Raw genomic sequence first — 16,251 nt, 5'->3', positions numbered from 1 at the left:
GGGAAGGTGGAGACGTACGAACTGAGGTGGTGTGGCCCATGACGGAGCACAGTCCGGAAGACGAGACCGACACCGAGCGCCGCCGTCGGCGCGCCCAGTTTCTGCGCGAACGCACCGAGGCCATCGAGCTCCGCGACCGGGTGAAGCCGCGCCGCGCCCGGGCGGCACGCATGCGACAGCAGATGCGCATGCGCACGTTCCGCTGGTAGCGACCCGCCGGCCAACGGCCTGCCACCCGCCTGCCGCCCGTCTGCCACCCACCCGGCGGCGGCCCCGCGAGGGCCACGGAAAAACGCGACGCGGAACACAGCGGCCGGAAGACCTCTCCTGACGGCGCCGTTTCTGCCACGATTCCGAATGGGCGGGGGTTCGTACCGCACTCCCCGCTCCCCGACCTCGCCGGGGGGACCCCAAACCGCCAACCGGCACTGCCTATGACCAGTGGGAGAGTCACGGTGTACTTCGCCGCACTGCTCGCGCGCACCGAAGACGGGTGGGAAGCGAGCGACACGGAGCTCGACGATGTGGAGACCCTGTCGGATCTGGCCGACCTGGCCCGTGAAGCCACGGCCGATTACGACGACGACACGGTGCTCGTCTTCATCGAACAGGAAGACGCGTGGTTCGGCGTCGTCCGCGTCGACGGTGAGGAGGACCCTCGTATCTACGTGTCCGACGCGGCCGCGGCCGCCCGCAGCTCGTACGGCGAGATCCTGCTCACCGACGAGATGCTCGGCCGGACCCCCGACGACGACGGGGCGGACGACCTGGACGCCCTGGACCTCGACGGCACGGAGGACGGCGAACCGGAGGCGTCGGACGCCGACGCCGCCGGAGACCCGGAATCCGACGACGACGCCGGTGCGTCGGGTGTGCCCGCCGGGCCGCTCGGCGACTCGGGGATCCTCGCCGACCTCGGCGTGCCCGAGAAGGATCTGCTCGGCCTGGAGAGCGGCGACGCGCTCAGCGAGATCGCCGACATCCTCGGAGCGGCGGAGGTGCTGGAGACCGTCCGTTAGGTTCCCCGTGTGACCGACCCGATCAACCTGACCGAACCCGAACCCGATCCCGAACCCGACCCCGTACGCGACCGCTGGCGGGCGCCCATGCGGCTCGCTCTGGCCGAGGCCGAGCTGGCCGGCAAGGGCGGTGACGTTCCCGTCGGCGCCGTCGTGCTGTCCCCGGACGGCACGACGGTGATCGCGTCGGGCCACAACGAACGCGAGGCCCACGGCGACCCCACCGCGCACGCGGAGGTGCTCGCGCTGCGCAGGGCCGCCGCGGAGCTCGGCGAGTGGCGGCTGACCGGCTGCACGCTCGTCGTGACGCTGGAGCCGTGCACGATGTGCGCGGGTGCGCTCGTGCAGTCCCGCGTGGACCGGGTCGTCTACGGAGCGCGCGACGAGAAGGCGGGGGCCGCGGGCTCGCTCTGGGACGTCGTGCGCGACAGACGGCTCAACCACCGCCCCGAAGTCGTCCCCGGCGTCCTCGCCGAGGAGTGCTCCGCGCAGCTGACGGACTTCTTCCGGCACCGCTGAACAGCGCCACCGAACCCCGAGGACAAGGGCCGGTCCCAACGGATTTCTGTCCGCGGCCCACTTTGGGCTAGAGTTCCTCTCGGTAGCGTGTCCGAGCGGCCGAAGGAGCTCGCCTCGAAAGCGAGTGAAGGGTAACCCCCTTCCGTGGGTTCAAATCCCACCGCTACCGCTCTTGACACGAAGGGCCCGTCCTGAGGGACGGGCCCTTCGTCGTGCGCACGGGGCGTACCCGCGGGGCATGCAGAGAGAACCCCGGCGCCTGTACGGCACCGGGGTTCTCTCTCCCGTCAGGACGGGGGAAGCGGCATCGGGGGGACAAGCCGCTCCCCCCGACGAGGACTGGCCCTCAAGTCAGCGCCGCCGTCAGGGGGGAAGCAGACGGCGCGGACCCCGCAGTGGGGCCAATCCCTCACCCCGCGAATTCCTGCCAGATCCGCCGGGCTCACCACCAATCCTGCTCCCCGGGCCGCCCGCGGAGCGCGGGCAAAGGGCCTCTGGTGCCGGGCCGTTGGTCCTTAAAAACCCCGTCAGTACCGTCCGGGTTAGACTCGCCGCCGTCACAGGGGTCACACGGGGCACGGCAAGGGGAGGCCAGATCGTGGCAGTGCAATGGAAGAAGCTCGGCCTTTTCGCAGTGGTCGTCTTCGTGCTCTACGTGATCATCACCGACCCCGCCAAAGCCGCCGACTACGTGCAGATAGGGTTCGAGGGAATCTCGAGCGCCGCTCAGAGCATCGGCGACTTCATGACGTGGGTCGCCAACGGAGGCAAGGACTGAGCGGCTGTCCGGCCGCAGCGTTCTCCAAGGAGTGCCCGTGATCCGCCATCTGGTCCTCTTCAAGCTCAACGACGGCGTCCAGCGCGACGAGCCGCGCGTGGTCGAGGGCGTCGAGGCGTTCCGCGCCCTCGGCGGGCAGATCCCGGAGCTCACGTTCTGGGAGTGCGACTGGAACATCACCGACCGCCCCATCGCGTACGACTTCGCCATCAACTCGGCGGTCGAGGACGTCGATGCGCTGAAGCGGTACATCGAGCACCCGGCCCACCAGGCGGGCGTCGCGCTGTGGCGCGAGTTCGCCACGTGGGTGATCGCCGACTACGAGTTCTGAGCCGCCCGCCCCACAGCCTCCGGAACGGCCCCGCACCCCACAGGTGCGGGGCCGTTCCGCGTCGTACCACCCAAGTCGCCCTCAACACGTAGTTATCAGGTGCTTGCACACAGTGCACATGTCTTGTGATGCTATGACCGCTTTTGACGGATGAGTTGACCGAGGTCGATCGACGCACCGACCAAGGTCGACTGAGCTTGACCGGGTTTGACTGAGAAGGGGTGGCGTTGACCGTGCCGGCCAGTACTGCGCCCGAAGCGCCACCCGCGAGGACCGCACAGAGCACCGCAAGCACCGGGAGCACCGGGAGCACGGGAAGCACCCGGGGCGCCGACACCCGGGCCCTCACCCAGGTCCTCTTCGGCCAGCTCAAGGACCTGGAGCCGGGCAGCTCCGAACACGGCAGGGTGCGCGGCGCGCTCATCGAGGCCAATCTGCCGCTCGTGCGGTACGCGGCCGCCCGCTTCCGCAGCCGCAACGAGCCGATGGAGGACGTCGTCCAGGTCGGCACCATCGGGCTCATCAACGCCATCGACCGGTTCGACCCCGAGCGCGGCGTGCAGTTCCCGACCTTCGCGATGCCGACCGTGGTGGGCGAGATCAAGCGGTACTTCCGCGACAACGTGCGCACGGTCCACGTACCGCGGCGCCTGCACGAGCTGTGGGTGCAGGTGACCGGGGCGACCGAGGACCTCACCACCGCCTTCGGACGTTCGCCGACGACCTCGGAGATCGCCGAGCGGCTGCGCATCACCGAGGACGAGGTGCTCGCCTGCATCGAGGCAGGACGCTCGTACCACGCGACCTCACTGGAGGCCGCCCAGGAGGGCGACGGGCTGCCCGGCCTGCTCGACCGGCTCGGCTACGAGGATCCCGCACTCGACGGCGTCGAGCACCGCGACCTCGTACGCCACCTCCTGGTCCAGCTGCCCGAGCGCGAGCAGCGGATCCTCCTCCTGCGCTACTACAGCAATCTGACGCAGTCACAGATCAGCGCCGAGCTGGGGGTTTCGCAGATGCACGTGTCGCGACTCCTCGCCAGGAGCTTCGCACGCCTCCGGTCCGCAAACCGTATCGAGGCGTAACCGGTTCGAGTGGAGTGCCGTCGGGGCTGTTCCCGACGGCACTCTTTGCCGAAAAGCCCCAGACCCCCTCTTTCCTGCACGGATGTCACCCTTGTTTGTCGACAAGTAACTACAGCGTGTTGCCGACATGTGACATTCTGCTGGAACCGCGTTTGCCGTAGCCCCACCTCCGGTATTCAGGTGGAGGCTGCGTTCCTCCGACGGAGCGCTCGCCGCGACCGTCCGCGACCTCAAGGGGGTGGCATGTCCGCAGACCAGGGCAGCTCGAAGGTGCTCACGCTCACGCTCGTCAAGAGCCCGAGCGAATCCGCGCCCGACGCGCTTCACAGCTCAACAGCCTCGGAAGCCATCGACACCCGGACCCTGTCCCGCTCCCTCTTCCTGCGGCTCGCCACGCTCGCCCAGGACAGCCCGGAGCGCGTCTATGTACGCGACACGCTCATCGAGCTCAACCTGCCGCTCGTGCGGTACGCGGCGGCGCGCTTCCGCAGTCGCAACGAACCGATGGAGGACATCGTCCAGGTCGGAACGATCGGTCTGATCAAGGCGATCGACCGTTTCGACTGCGAACGCGGCGTGGAGTTCCCGACGTTCGCGATGCCGACGGTCGTCGGCGAGATCAAGCGCTTCTTCCGGGACACGAGTTGGTCGGTGCGCGTGCCGCGCCGCCTCCAGGAGCTGCGGCTCGCCCTCACGAAGACCAGCGACGAGCTCGCCCAGCGGCTCGACCGTTCGCCGACCGTGCCCGAGCTCGCCGCCGCGCTCGGCGTCTCGGAGGAGGACGTCGTCGACGGCCTCGCGGTCGGCAACGCGTACACGGCGTCGTCGCTCGACTCCCCGACCCCCGAGGACGACGGCGGCGAGGGCTCCCTCGCGGACCGGCTCGGGTACGAGGACACGGCGCTGGAGGGCGTGGAGTACCGCGAGTCCCTCAAGCCGCTGCTCGCCAAGCTGCCGCCGCGCGAGCGCCGCATCATCATGCTGCGGTTCTTCGCCAACATGACGCAGTCCCAGATCGGCGAGGAGGTCGGCATCTCGCAGATGCACGTCTCCCGGCTGCTGACCCGGACGCTCGCGCAGCTGCGCGAAGGGCTCATCTCGGACTGAGCGCGTCAATTCGGGCTGAGCGCGTCAAGTCGCTTGCGGGTCACCCGTGTTGCTGACGGGGTTCCTAATTGACGGACCGTCAGCCACACTGGCGCGATGCGACGTGGCGTACGGAACGTGCTCGGTGCGGGTGCCGCCGTGCTCTGCCTCGGCGGGCTGCTGTCCGCCTGCGGCGACGGCGGCGGCGACGGTTACGTGGCGACCGGGGCGGCGCCCGAGCGGCGGCAGGCCGTGGGCCCCACCGGTGACGTGAAGTTGGTGCCGCTCGACGAGGCGGACGGCGTGTCCGCCGCCCGTGGGGGCGGCGGGTCCTCCTCGGCGGGACCCCGTGGCGAGGGCGGCTCGGAGGGGAAGTCGCCCGCTGCGACGGGGGGTTCGGAGTCCGGCGACCGTGCGGAGAGCCGTTCGGGCAGCGGCGCGTCGGGCACGGGTGCGGGTGCCGGCCCGGGTACGGGTACGGGGAGGGGCAGTCCCGGAACGGACGCCCCCGGCTCTCAGAAGCCGGAGCCCGATCCGAGACCCGACCCGAAGCCGGACCCGAAGCCCGACCCACGCCCCGATCCGCCCAGCGGGCCCGCCGCGCTCTCCGTCGGCGATCCCGACCGGAAGCCCGCGGACAAGCGCTGGTGCGAGAGCGTGACCGTCGCCTTCCGCAACACCGGTGGGTCACCGGTGCGTTCGGGCACGGTGACCTTCGGGACGCACATCATCGGGGCGCTCGGCGTCGACTGGGCCACGATCGAGTCGACCGTGAAGCTGCCGACGCCGATCGGGGCCGGTCAGAAGAGGGTGAAAACCTGGCCGGTATGTGTCGATGCGTGGCGGGTTCCGCTCGGTATGCACGTGGAGACGCGAGACGTCGCGGTGAAGTGGGACTAGCCCGTGCTCGGGGCGCGGCTCCGTCTGCGGGTGCGTGGGGGCTGGTCGCGCAGTTCCCCGCGCCCCTGGGCAGTCCGGCGCGGGCCCAGCCGTCAGGTGTCAGTTCCCCGCGGCCCTGAGGTCATCCGGCGTACCGAGCCCCGCAGGGGCGAGTAGTCAGGGGCGCGGGGAACTGCGCGAGCGGCCACGACGCGCCCGCAGAAGAGACCGTTCAAGCGCAGTCGCCTACGACAGCGCCAGCCACGCCACCCCCGCCACCACCGCGATCGCGAGGATCACGCCGATGATCAGGCCCACGCGCGGGCCGGAAGAGGAAGGCGCCGCCTGCTGGCGGCCGCCGCGCGGCGCCTCGTCGACGAACGCGCGGAACATCTGCGTGCTGCCAGCGGGATCGGGGTTGCCCTGGGGGTTGTGTGCCATGGAGCAGGACCCTAGCGAATCCTGCGCCATCGGCCCAACCCCCTCTGGCCAGCGACTTTACGAGCGGAGCCCCAACGCTTTGCCGACTCTTTAGTCCGATGGGCCCTTTTTAATTTGCCTGCGGCAACCAACCGCTTCTATCGTTGCCCTAAGCAACAAAAAATAGGAGGTGCCGTGGCCGCGCAGCGTCAGTACGAGGAGCTGGCCCGACAGCTCAGCGCCATCGGTGCCGTGAAGCGCGGCCTCGGACGGGGCCTGCCGCACGACTGCCCCGCCGGATCCGCCGCCGTACTCATTCTGCTCGACCGCCACGGTGCGATGCGGATGAGCAGGCTCGCGGAGCTGCTCGCCGTCGACACGTCGGTGACCAGCCGCCACGTCGCCCATGTCGCGGACAAGGAATGGATCGTCCGCGATCCCGACCCCGCCGACAAGCGCTCCCGGATCCTGCGGCTCACGCCCGAGGGCAAGGCCAAGGTGGACGAGCTCTCCGAGCTCTCCATCCGGACGCTCACCCACTACCTGCACGACTGGACCGACGACGAGGTCGTCCAGCTCAGCACGTTGCTGGCGCGCCTTCGCGACAGCTTCGGGGACTGCCGCGCGGCTTCGGCCCGGCTGACCCCTTCCCCCCACGACGTGCGGACCACGTCGGAGACCACCCGTACACCCGCGTAAGAAAAGGAAGTCCATGGCAACAACCACACCAGCCGGTGTGCGGGGCAGCCATGCCAAGCACGGAGCGCACCACGGTCACAGCGGTGAGAACGCTCCGATGACGCACCGGCAGATCATGGAAGCGCTGTCCGGGCTCCTGCTCGGCATGTTCGTGGCGATCCTCTCGTCGACGATCGTCTCCAACGCCCTGCCCGAAATCATCGGCGACCTCGGCGGCGGCCAGTCCGCCTACACCTGGGTCGTCACCGCGTCGCTGCTCGCCATGACCGCGACCACCCCGCTGTGGGGCAAGCTGTCCGACCTCTTCAGCAAGAAGGCGCTCGTACAGATAGCCCTGGTCATCTACGTCGGCGGTTCGGTCGTCGCCGGTCTCTCGCAGAGCGCAGGGATGCTGATCGCCTGCCGCGTTGTGCAGGGCATCGGCGTGGGCGGTCTCTCCGCCCTGGCGCAGATCGTCATGGCGGCGATGATCTCCCCGCGCGAGCGCGGCCGGTACTCCGGCTACCTCGGCGCGACCTTCGCCGTCGCCACCGTCGGCGGCCCGCTGCTCGGCGGTGTCATCACCGACACCTCGTGGCTCGGCTGGCGCTGGTGCTTCTACGTCGGCGTGCCCTTCGCGATCATCGCGCTGATCGTGCTCCAGAAGACGCTGAAGCTCCCCGTCGTCAAGCGTGACGTCAAGGTCGACTGGGCCGGCGCGTTCTTCATCAGCGCCGCCGTCTGCCTGCTGCTCGTCTGGGTCACCTTCGCCGGCGACAAGTACGACTGGATGTCCTGGCAGACCGGCGCCATGGTCGGCGGTTCGGTCCTGCTCGGTCTGATCTTCGTGCTCGTCGAGTCCAAGGCGACCGAGCCGATCATCCCGCTGCGGCTCTTCCGCAACCGCACCATCACGCTCGCCTCGCTCGCCTCGCTCTTCGTGGGTGTCGCGATGTTCGCGGGCACGGTCTTCTTCAGCCAGTACTTCCAGCTGGCGCGGGGCGAGTCCCCGACGATGTCCGGCGTCATGACGATCCCGATGATCGGTGGTCTGTTCGTCTCGTCCACCGTCTCCGGCCAGGTCATCACCAAGACCGGCAAGTGGAAGGCGTGGCTGGTCAGCGGTGGCGTGCTGGTGACGGCGGGCCTCGGCCTGCTCGGCACCATCCGGTACGACACCGAGTACTGGCACATCGCGATCTTCATGGCCCTGATGGGTCTCGGCATCGGCATGATGATGCAGAACCTCGTGCTCTGCACGCAGAACCAGGTCGCTCCCGAGGACCTCGGTTCCGCCAGCTCCACCGTCACCTTCTTCCGCTCGCTGGGCGGTGCGATGGGTGTCTCGGCGCTCGGCGCGATCATGTCGACGCGGATCACCGACTACGTCAAGGACGGCATCGCCGACCTCGGCCCGAAGGCCGCGGCGCAGTTCGGCCACGGCGGCACCGGTGGCGGCGGCATCCCCGACCTGTCGAAGATCCCCGAGCCGTTCCGCACGGTCATGGAGAGCGCGTACGGACACGGCATCGCCGACGTCTTCCTCATCGCCGCCCCGATGGCGCTGATCGCCTTCCTGATCACGCTGTTCATCAAGGAGGTCCCGCTGCGGACGTCGGGCGCGCTGGCCCAGGCCGCCTCGGAGACGACCGACGGCCCGGCTCCGGCCGACACCGCCGCGGCTCCCGCGGGCGACGCGGCGGCCACCGCCGAGCAGCCCGTGCTCGCCTCCGTCGCGTCGGGGGCCGAGACAGGCCCCGAGGGCACGCAGCGGCTCGCCGCCGTGGCGTCCGCCGCACAGCCCGGCGCGGGCTCCGGTGAGCTCCCGCCGGTCACGGGCGGCATCCCGGTCCGCGGCTTCGTCCGCGGCGCCGAGAGCGCGCCGGTCCCGCAGGCCGCCGTCACGCTGATCTCCCTCGGGGGACGGCAGCTCGGCCGCTCGGTCGCGCAGGGCGACGGTTCGTACTCCGTCGACGCCCCCGGCGCCGGGTCGTACGTGCTGATCGCCTCCGCCGACGGGTTCCAGCCGCAGGCTTCCACGGTCGTCGTGGGCGAGGACACCCTCGCGTACGACATCCTGCTCAGCGGCACGAGCGGGCTCAGCGGTCTGGTGCGGGACGCGGACAGCAAGCTGCCCGTCAACGGCGCCATGGTCATCGTGACCGACGTGCGCGGTGACGTCCTCGCCACCGGGCTCTCCGGCGAGCAGGGCGAGTTCACCTTCGCCGAGCTGGTCCCCGGCACCGTCACCATCGCGGTGAACGCCGCCGGACACCGGCCGCTCGCGCTGCCCGTCGAGGTCGGCGGCACCGGGGTCACCCGGGTCGAGGTCGAGCTCAACTCCGGCGCACGGGTGCTCGGCACCGTGCGGGCGGGCGGCTCGGCGCTGAACGACGCGCGCGTCACCCTCGTGGACGCCGCGGGCAACGTGGTCGCCACCGCGACCACCGGGTCGGACGGGGCGTACGCCTTCACCGACCTGGACAGCGGCGACTACACGGTCATCGCGACGGGGTACCCGCCGGTGGCCACGGGCCTGACGGTGGCCGGCAGCGGCATCGACGGCCACGACATCGAGCTCGCCCACCCGGGCGAGTGACGGCTCCGGCCCGTGGCCGCGCCCCGAGCGGAGGCGCGGCCACGGGCCGGTGGTGGAAAGGGCCCCCGGGCCGGCGGTGGCACACATGGCAGGGGACGGCCAGTCACCGCCGCCGGGGGCCGTCTGCGTATCGAAGCGTGCACCGGGCCCGGACGGGCCCGGACTGTGAGGCTTCCCGGAGCGGGAAGCCCGGCAAGGAGTAAACGGGATGGCACTGAACGCTCGGATCCGGACGCGTGACGGATGGGCCGTGCCCCACGCCGTCGTCACGGTGACGGACATGACCGGGACGCAGGTACTGCGGGCCGAGGCGGACGACGAGGGCGTCGTACGGGACGGGGCCGCCCTCGCGGCCGGCCCCTACACCGTCATCGTGACCGCGGTGGGCTACGCGCCCGTCGCGTCCACCGCGCTCGTCACGGCGAGCGGACGGGCGGAGGTCGGCAACGTCGTCCTCGCCCGGCAGGGCGGCACCGAGCTGCCCCCGCCCGGTCCGTGGACCGTCGACCCGGCCCACTCGACCGTGGGCGCGGTCGCCCAGCACCTCGGGATCACCAGCGTGCACGGCCGGTTCACGGAGTTCGGCGGGCGGATCGAGATCGCCGAGGACATCGAGAAGTCGCGCGTCGAGGCGGTCATCCGGTCGGCGTCGATCGACACGGGCAACGGGATGCGCGACGGGCACCTGAAGTCGGCGGACTTCCTGGACGTCGAGCAGTACCCGGAGATCACGTACCGGTCCACCGGTCTGACGCCCGCCGGCACCGACCGCTGGACGGTCCACGGCGAGCTGGGCATGCACGGGGTCGTGCGCCCGGTCGACCTGGACCTCAGTTACCTGGGGACCGGCGCGGACCCGTGGGGCGGCACGCGCGCGGCCTTCCGGGCCACGGCGGAGCTGCGCCGCGAGGACTTCGCCATGAACTACAACCAGGTGGTGCAGGCGGGGATCTCGGCGATCGGCACGACGCTGAAGGTGTCGCTGGACATCCAGGCCGTGCAGGGCGAGGTCCTGCCGCAGGCGGGCTGACGGCCCGCCTGCCTCCGTCTAGGGGTTCTTGGCCAGCAGGGACTCGATGCCCGCGATCATCAGGTCCAGAGCGACCGTGAAGTCGTGGGCCCACATCTCCTCGACCGTGTCGTCGGCCCGCGCGGCCATCAGCTCGTCCGCGCTCTCCAGCACCCCGTGCTCGGCGAGCTCCTCGCGGACCGAGCCGATGGCCTCGCGGTAGTACCGGTCCGGTGACATGCCCGCCTCCGCGCACCGCGCGAGGTAGTGGCCCTCGATGGTCCCGAAGCCGTACACGAACTGGAAGACCGCCGAGATCGTGCCGTTCTGCGTGTGCGCGGGCAGCCCCGTGTTCCGTACCGCGTTCTGGATGGCGAGCGCGAACGCCAGCCAGTTGGGGCCGATGTTGAGGAAGCGGCCGACCAGCGGCGACACCCAGGGGTGGCGGATCAGCGCCGCGCGGTACTCGTCGGCGAGGGCCCGGAGCTGGTCGCGCCACTCCTCCGGGGACGTCTCCGTGTCGGGGAGCCGCATCTCGCCGCACACCGCGTCCAGGGCGAGCTCCAGGAGGTCGTCCTTGGTGTCCACGTACCAGTAGACGGACATCGCCGTGACGTTCAGTTCTCCGGCGAGCCTGCGCATGGAGAACTTGTCGAGGCCCTCCGCGTCCAGGAGCCGGACCGTGGCCCGCGTGATGCGGTCCCTGTCGAGTCCGCTCGGCTGGTCGACCTTGCGGCCGCCGCCGCGTGGCGCCTTGTCCTGCAGCCAGACGCTCGTCTTCGCCGCGTTCTTCGTGCGGCCGGCTGCCTTCGCCATGGCGCACCTTCCTCGTCGTTCCTCGGGCCGGAGCCGGGCGATCCGCCTCCCCTTGATGCTATGCCGCTGTCTTACCCACGGAGTCTGCCCTCTCCGCCCTGCGCAGCAACGCCGCTGCCAGGACGCCTCCGACGAAGACCGCCGCCGCACCCACGAGCTGACTCGTCTCCAGGCCGGAGGAGAACGCGTCGGCGATCCGTTCGCGTTCGCCGGACGACTTCGCCGCCGCCATCGCCGCGGGGAACGACGCGGCGGAGACCGCGACGAGGGACGCGAAGCGGGAGTTGAGGACCGCGCCGAGCACGGCGACGCCGAGGCCGTTGCCGAACTCCGCGAGGGTGCCGTTGATGCCCGCGCCCACGCCCGCCTTCTCCGGCGGGATGGCGCTCATGATGGCGTTGGCCATGGCCGGCATGGCGAGCGCGATGCCCGCGCCCATCACGATCAGGCCGAACAGCAGGCCGTTGTAGTTGTCGCCGCCGAGCACCGCTATGGCCGCGAGACCCGCGGCGAGCATGCTCATGCCGGACACGATCGTGACCGGCGTGCCCATCTTGCCGTGCAGCTTCGCGCCGATGCCTGCGAGGTTCAGGACCACGATGGTCACCGCGAGCGGCGCCGTGCGCAGCCCCGCCTCCAACGGCTCGTACCCGAGCACGAACTGGAGGTGCTGGGTGAGCAGGAAGAGCGAGCCGCTCATGCCGAAGGCGACCAGGATGGCGCCCGCGACGGCGCCGACGAAGCGCTGGTTGCGGAAGAAGTGCATGTCCAGCATCGGGTACGGGATGCGCAGCTCCCAGAGCGTGAACGCGCCGAGGACGAGGACGCCGACCGCGGCGGACACCAGGACCCGGCCGGACGTCCAGCCGTGTTCGGGCCCGGAGATGATCGCGTAGACCACCGCGGCCATGCCGATCGTGGAGAGCAGCGCGCCGAGGAGGTCGGGGCGGTCGCCCTGGGGGTTCTTGGACTCCGGGACCAGCTTCAGGACCGCGGCGAGGCCGATCAGCGCGACGGGGATGTTGATCAGGAAGATCGAGCCCCACCAGAAGTGGTCGAGCATGAACCCGCCGAGCAGCGGACCCGCCGCGAAGCCGAGGGAGTTGATGGTGGCCCACAGGCCGATCGCCTTGACGCGCTCCGCTTCGTCGAAGATCTGCACGACCACCGCGAGCGTGGTGGTCATGAGGAGCGCGCCGCCGATGCCCATGCCCGCGCGGGCGGCGATGAGCTGCCCGGAGCTCTGCGCGAGGCCGGCGGCCAGCGAGCCGATGCCGAAGAGGGCGAGGCCCGCGGCGAGCATCTTCTTGCGGCCGTAGCGGTCGGCGGCGCTGCCCGCGGTGAGCAGCAGGCCGGACTGGACCAGCGAGTACGCGTTGATCATCCACTGGATGTCGGACGTCGACGCGTCCAGCTCCCTGGTGAGGGAGGGGATCGCGACGCTCAGGACGGTGTTGTCGAGCAGCACGGTGAGCTGCGCCAGGCAGATGACGCCGAGGATCAGCCAGCGCTGCGGGTGCCTCTGTGAGGCGGTGGGGGTCTCGGCAGTCGTCGCCGTCATCAGCCCTCCCTTTCCGGTGTTCTCTTCTACGGTGTACGAGGCAGTGGTGCGACGTACACCGTAGAACAGTTCCCGTACGGCGTACAAGGGAGTTATTTCTTCGGCCGCGTCAGGTCGTAGAACGTGGCGCCTCCCGCGGTGACCTTCTTGTACGTCGACTCGACCCAGGACGTGATCGCGGAGGAGGTGCCGTCGCCTCCGCCCGGCCCGCCCATGCCGCCGCTCGCGATGAAGTAGTGGATGTCGCCGTCCGCCACGTACTTCTTGAACTGCGCGAGGGTCGGTGCCGGGTCGCTGCCGTTGAAGCCGCCGATCGCCATCACCGGCTCGCCGGTGGCCAGTTGGTAGCTGGCCGCGTTCTGGGAGCCGATGGCCGCGGCGGCCCAGGTGTAGTCGTCACCGGCGTCCGGCTCGAGGAGGGCCTTGGCCTTGGCGGAGACCTGGGCTCCGTTCAGGAGGCCGCCCATGCCGCCACCGCGTCCGGCGCGCTCCCCCATGGCACCGCCACCGGGCATTCCACCGCCGGGCTGTCCTTGAGGAGCACCGCCCTGAGGAGCACCGCCCTGGGGAGCACCGCCCTGGGGAGCATTGCCCTGAGGCACCCCACCCTGGCCACGCTGCCCGCCCGGACCCCCGGGACCGCCGCCCGGACCTCCCCCACCAGGCCCGCCCCCACCCCGAGGCCCGCCCATGCCCCCGCCCCCCGCCGAGGCCGGACCCGCCGTCACGATCGACCCCGTGTGCGCGCTGTCCACCGTCGACAGGGTGTACGCCACCGGACCCGCGACGGACGCCGCCATGCCCAGCCCGGCCGCGGTCAGCGCGAACCCACGCCCGAGCCGTCCCACGGCCAACAGGCCCACCGCTCCGACGAGTCCGGCGACGAGCACCGCCCACCGCAGCCACGGCAGGTAGTCCGCCGCCCGGCCGAGCAGGACGTACGCCCAGACCGCCGTGCCCGCGACGGTCGCCCCGAGCACCGCGCCCGCCCACCGCGAGGCGCGCTCCTCCCACAGGACCGTGGCGCCCATGCCGACGAGCGCGGCGACGCAGGGGGCGAGGGCCACCGTGTAGTACTGGTGGAAGATCCCCGCCATGAAGCTGAAGACCGCGGCGGTCATCAGGAGCGAACCGCCCCACGCCACGAACGCCGCCCGCGCGGTGTCCGTGCGGCCCGCCTTGCGGGTGATGACCAGGCCGGCCACCAGGAGGATCAGCGCGGCGGGCAGCAGCCACGAGATCTGGCCGCCGGTCTCGGAGTCGAACATCCGCCCGAGCCCGGTCTCGCCCCACATGCCGCCACCGCCGCCGCGGGGTCCCCCGCCGCCGCCCACGCTCCCCGTCTCGTCGCCGTTGATGCGGCCGAGGCCGTTGTAGCCGAAGGTCAGTTCAAGGAAGGAGTTGTTCTGCGAGCCGCCGATGTACGGGCGCGAGGACGCGGGCCACAGCTCGACGACCGCCACCCACCAGCCACCGGCGACGAGCATCGCACCCGCTGACAGGGCGAGCTGGCCGAGGCGCCTGCGGAGCCGCACCGGGGCGCACACCGCGTAGACCACCGCGAGCGGCGGCAGGATCAGGAACGCCTGGAGCGTCTTGGTGAGGAAGGCGAGGCCGACCGCGACGCCCGCCCACACCAGCCACTTGGTGCGGCCGTGTTCCAGGGCGCGCAGGACGCAGTACACCGTGACGGTCATCAGGAGCGCGAGCAGCGCGTCCGGGTTGTTGAAGCGGAACATCAGCGCGGCGACGGGCGTGAGCGCGAGGACCGCGCCCGCGATCAGCCCGGCGGCGGCGCTGAAGCGACGCCGCACGGTCGCGTACAGCACGCCGACCGTGGCGACGCCCATGACGACCTGCGGGACGAGCACGGCCCACGAGCCGAGGCCGAAGAGACGCACGGAGAGCGCCATGGGCCAGAGCGAGGCCGGGGGTTTGTCGACGGTGATGGCGTTGCCCGCGTCGAGCGAGCCGAAGAAGAACGCCTTCCAGCTCTGGCTGCCGGCCTGGACGGCGGCGGAGTAGAAGGAGTTGGCGTAGCCGGACGCGCTGAGGTTCCAGAGGTAGAGCCCGGCGGTGGCCAGCAGCAGCGCGAGCAGCGCGGGCCGCGCCCACGGGGGGTCGTCGACCCGCCCGCGCCACGGCCTCAAGGTGGGAGTGGCGGTCGTCATCGTGCGTTCCTCGGGTCGTGGGGGGTGCCGGTGCGGGGAGTGGCGTCGGTCCGGGTGTCCGGGAAGACCCACGCCCTGAGCAGCAGGAACCGCAGCACCGTCGCCGCCAGGTTCGCCGCGAGCAGGACCGCCACTTCCGTGGCGTGCGCGGGGTGGGCGGACGCCGCGTCGAGCGCCGCGAGGGAGCCGCTCGTGAGGGCGAGGCCGATGGCGAGGACGACGAGGCCCTGTGCCTGATGGCGGACCGCACGGTCCCGGCCGCGCACGCCGAAGGTGAGCCTCCGGTTCGCCGCCGTGTTGGCCACCGCCGACACCAGGAGGGCGAGGGCGTTGGCCGCCTGCAACCCCGTGAACGTACGGAAGCCGCTGTAGAGGAGGAGGTAGAACAGGGTCGAGAGGGCGCCGACCACGCAGAAGCCGACGAGCTGGCGGGTGAGGCCGCCCGGCACGCCGCTGATCCCGCGGTCGCGCGGGTCGTCGCCGAAGGGGCGGGCAAGACGGTCCAGCGGCAGCGCCCCGACCGCGAGCGCCCGCCCCACCCGCCACACGCCCTTGAGGTCGTCAGCGGCCGTCCGCACGATGTGGACCGTCGAGTCGGGGTCGTCGACCCAGTCGACCGGCACCTCGTGGATGCGCAGCCCAGCGCGCTCGGCGAGGACGAGCAGCTCGGTGTCGAAGAACCACCCCGTGTCCTCGACCAGCGGCAGCAGCACCCGTGCCACGTCACCGCGGATCGCCTTGAACCCGCACTGGGCGTCGGAGAAGCGGGCGTGCAGGGAGCCGCGCAGGATGAGGTTGTACGCGCGGGAGATGAACTCCCGCTTCGGCCCGCGCACCACCCGCGAGCTGCGCGCGAGGCGCGAGCCGATCGCCAGGTCCGAGTGGCCCGAGATCAGCGGGGCGACGAGGGGGAGCAGCGCGTTGAGGTCGGTGGAGAGGTCGACGTCCATGTACGCGAGGACCGGCGCGTCGGAGGCGGACCAGACGGCGCGCAGCGCCCGGCCGCGCCCCTTCTCGTCGAGCCGGACGTGCCGGACCCCCGTCACGGAGCCGGTGAGTTCGGCGGCGACCTGCGGGGTGCGGTCCGTGGACGCGTTGTCCGCGACGGTGATGCGGAAGGGGTAGGGGAAGGTGCGGGCCAGGTGGTCGTGCAGGCGCTGGACGCACGGCCCGAGGTCCTTCTCCTCGTTGTGGACGGGGATCACGACGTCCAGGACGGGTACGTCACGCCCGGCGGCGGGGAGGTGGTCCCGTGACGGCAGCACGTCGGGGGAGGTGTCGGTTCGCATGGGGCCGACAC

At 71.1% G+C, this 16,251-nt stretch carries 16 protein-coding genes and 1 tRNA gene; 12 read left to right on the top strand and 5 right to left on the bottom strand.

Annotated elements, in window-relative coordinates; genetic code table 11:
• Positions 1-38: 38 nt before the first annotated feature.
• The 9 genes from DEJ48_RS20260 (at position 39) to DEJ48_RS20220 (ending at position 5,718) form a co-directional block, all read left to right on the top strand.
• Positions 39-209, top strand: a complete 171-nt coding sequence (locus DEJ48_RS20260) for a hypothetical protein (RefSeq protein ID WP_223832114.1) — start codon at positions 39-41, stop codon at positions 207-209.
• A gap of 246 nt (positions 210-455) precedes the next feature.
• The gene (locus DEJ48_RS20255) at positions 456-1,019 is read left to right on the top strand and encodes a hypothetical protein (RefSeq protein WP_150221276.1); all 564 of its coding nucleotides are present in this window, start codon (positions 456-458) and stop codon (positions 1,017-1,019) included.
• An 87-nt stretch (positions 1,020-1,106) separates the two neighbouring features.
• Positions 1,107-1,538, top strand: a complete 432-nt coding sequence (tadA, locus tag DEJ48_RS20250; RefSeq protein ID WP_150221275.1) for a tRNA adenosine(34) deaminase TadA — start codon at positions 1,107-1,109, stop codon at positions 1,536-1,538.
• An 81-nt stretch (positions 1,539-1,619) separates the two neighbouring features.
• Positions 1,620-1,707, top strand: a tRNA-Ser gene (locus DEJ48_RS20245).
• 429 nt (positions 1,708-2,136) lie between these two features.
• On the top strand, positions 2,137-2,316 hold the full coding sequence (locus tag DEJ48_RS20240) for a hypothetical protein (RefSeq protein WP_150169725.1): 180 nt from the start codon (positions 2,137-2,139) through the stop codon (positions 2,314-2,316).
• Positions 2,317-2,353: 37 nt separating this feature from the next.
• Complete coding sequence (locus DEJ48_RS20235; protein ID WP_150217546.1) at positions 2,354-2,647, top strand: Dabb family protein; 294 nt, start codon at positions 2,354-2,356, stop codon at positions 2,645-2,647.
• A gap of 233 nt (positions 2,648-2,880) precedes the next feature.
• Positions 2,881-3,732 carry an RNA polymerase sigma factor SigF gene (locus DEJ48_RS20230; RefSeq protein WP_150217545.1) on the top strand — a complete coding sequence of 284 codons (852 nt, stop codon included), beginning with the start codon at positions 2,881-2,883 and terminating at the stop codon, positions 3,730-3,732.
• A 243-nt stretch (positions 3,733-3,975) separates the two neighbouring features.
• A complete protein-coding gene (locus DEJ48_RS20225; protein WP_150169731.1) occupies positions 3,976-4,839 on the top strand; it encodes an RNA polymerase sigma factor SigF in 864 nt (287 codons plus the stop codon).
• 96 nt (positions 4,840-4,935) lie between these two features.
• Positions 4,936-5,718 carry a hypothetical protein gene (locus tag DEJ48_RS20220; protein WP_150217544.1) on the top strand — a complete coding sequence of 261 codons (783 nt, stop codon included), beginning with the start codon at positions 4,936-4,938 and terminating at the stop codon, positions 5,716-5,718.
• Between the two features lie 225 nt (positions 5,719-5,943).
• On the opposite strand, the gene DEJ48_RS20215 is transcribed toward DEJ48_RS20220, so the two are convergent.
• The gene (locus DEJ48_RS20215; RefSeq protein WP_150217543.1) at positions 5,944-6,138 is read right to left on the bottom strand and encodes a hypothetical protein; all 195 of its coding nucleotides are present in this window, start codon (positions 6,136-6,138) and stop codon (positions 5,944-5,946) included.
• A gap of 174 nt (positions 6,139-6,312) precedes the next feature.
• Here DEJ48_RS20215 and DEJ48_RS20210 point away from each other — a divergent pair, with 174 nt between their 5' ends.
• The 3 genes from DEJ48_RS20210 to DEJ48_RS20200 all read left to right on the top strand — a co-directional run bounded on the left by DEJ48_RS20210 (position 6,313) and on the right by DEJ48_RS20200 (position 10,424).
• Positions 6,313-6,816: a MarR family winged helix-turn-helix transcriptional regulator gene (locus DEJ48_RS20210; RefSeq protein ID WP_150217542.1), complete on the top strand. Its 504-nt coding sequence runs from the start codon at positions 6,313-6,315 to the stop codon at positions 6,814-6,816.
• A 13-nt stretch (positions 6,817-6,829) separates the two neighbouring features.
• Positions 6,830-9,394 carry an MFS transporter gene (locus tag DEJ48_RS20205; protein WP_150217541.1) on the top strand — a complete coding sequence of 855 codons (2,565 nt, stop codon included), beginning with the start codon at positions 6,830-6,832 and terminating at the stop codon, positions 9,392-9,394.
• 208 nt (positions 9,395-9,602) lie between these two features.
• A complete protein-coding gene (locus tag DEJ48_RS20200) occupies positions 9,603-10,424 on the top strand; it encodes a YceI family protein (RefSeq protein ID WP_150217540.1) in 822 nt (273 codons plus the stop codon).
• Between the two features lie 18 nt (positions 10,425-10,442).
• Here the strand turns inward: DEJ48_RS20200 and DEJ48_RS20195 are convergent, their stop codons facing one another.
• The 4 genes from DEJ48_RS20195 to DEJ48_RS20180 all read right to left on the bottom strand — a co-directional run bounded on the left by DEJ48_RS20195 (position 10,443) and on the right by DEJ48_RS20180 (position 16,240).
• Complete coding sequence (locus DEJ48_RS20195) at positions 10,443-11,219, bottom strand: TetR/AcrR family transcriptional regulator (protein WP_150217539.1); 777 nt, start codon at positions 11,217-11,219, stop codon at positions 10,443-10,445.
• Positions 11,220-11,277: 58 nt separating this feature from the next.
• Positions 11,278-12,780, bottom strand: a complete 1,503-nt coding sequence (locus tag DEJ48_RS20190) for an MFS transporter (RefSeq protein ID WP_150217538.1) — start codon at positions 12,778-12,780, stop codon at positions 11,278-11,280.
• Positions 12,781-12,872: 92 nt separating this feature from the next.
• Positions 12,873-14,951, bottom strand: coding sequence for a glycosyltransferase family 39 protein (locus DEJ48_RS20185; RefSeq protein ID WP_150217537.1), 2,079 nt, complete (start codon positions 14,949-14,951; stop codon positions 12,873-12,875).
• Positions 14,948-16,240 (bottom strand): glycosyltransferase, encoded by a 1,293-nt coding sequence (locus tag DEJ48_RS20180; RefSeq protein ID WP_150217536.1) that lies wholly within the window; start codon positions 16,238-16,240, stop codon positions 14,948-14,950. Before DEJ48_RS20180 ends, DEJ48_RS20185 begins: the two co-directional genes overlap by 4 nt.
• Between the last annotated feature and the right edge of the window lie 11 nt (positions 16,241-16,251).

Source organism: Streptomyces venezuelae, assembly GCF_008642315.1.
Taxonomy (GTDB): domain Bacteria; phylum Actinomycetota; class Actinomycetes; order Streptomycetales; family Streptomycetaceae; genus Streptomyces; species Streptomyces venezuelae_D.
Note: the sequence above shows the minus strand (reverse complement) of the source record. Positions and strands in the feature narration are given on the sequence as shown.

Coding starts and splice junctions, on each gene's coding strand:
- DEJ48_RS20260 (WP_223832114.1), top strand. CDS start 39: ATGACGGAGCACAGTCCGGAAGACGAGACCGACACCGAGCGCCGCCGT.
- tadA (WP_150221275.1), top strand. CDS start 1,107: ATGCGGCTCGCTCTGGCCGAGGCCGAGCTGGCCGGCAAGGGCGGTGAC.
- DEJ48_RS20225 (WP_150169731.1), top strand. CDS start 3,976: ATGTCCGCAGACCAGGGCAGCTCGAAGGTGCTCACGCTCACGCTCGTC.
- DEJ48_RS20220 (WP_150217544.1), top strand. CDS start 4,936: ATGCGACGTGGCGTACGGAACGTGCTCGGTGCGGGTGCCGCCGTGCTC.
- DEJ48_RS20215 (WP_150217543.1), bottom strand. CDS start 6,138: ATGGCACACAACCCCCAGGGCAACCCCGATCCCGCTGGCAGCACGCAG.
- DEJ48_RS20205 (WP_150217541.1), top strand. CDS start 6,830: ATGGCAACAACCACACCAGCCGGTGTGCGGGGCAGCCATGCCAAGCAC.
- DEJ48_RS20200 (WP_150217540.1), top strand. CDS start 9,603: ATGGCACTGAACGCTCGGATCCGGACGCGTGACGGATGGGCCGTGCCC.
- DEJ48_RS20195 (WP_150217539.1), bottom strand. CDS start 11,219: ATGGCGAAGGCAGCCGGCCGCACGAAGAACGCGGCGAAGACGAGCGTC.
- DEJ48_RS20190 (WP_150217538.1), bottom strand. CDS start 12,780: ATGACGGCGACGACTGCCGAGACCCCCACCGCCTCACAGAGGCACCCG.
- DEJ48_RS20185 (WP_150217537.1), bottom strand. CDS start 14,951: ATGACGACCGCCACTCCCACCTTGAGGCCGTGGCGCGGGCGGGTCGAC.
- DEJ48_RS20180 (WP_150217536.1), bottom strand. CDS start 16,240: ATGCGAACCGACACCTCCCCCGACGTGCTGCCGTCACGGGACCACCTC.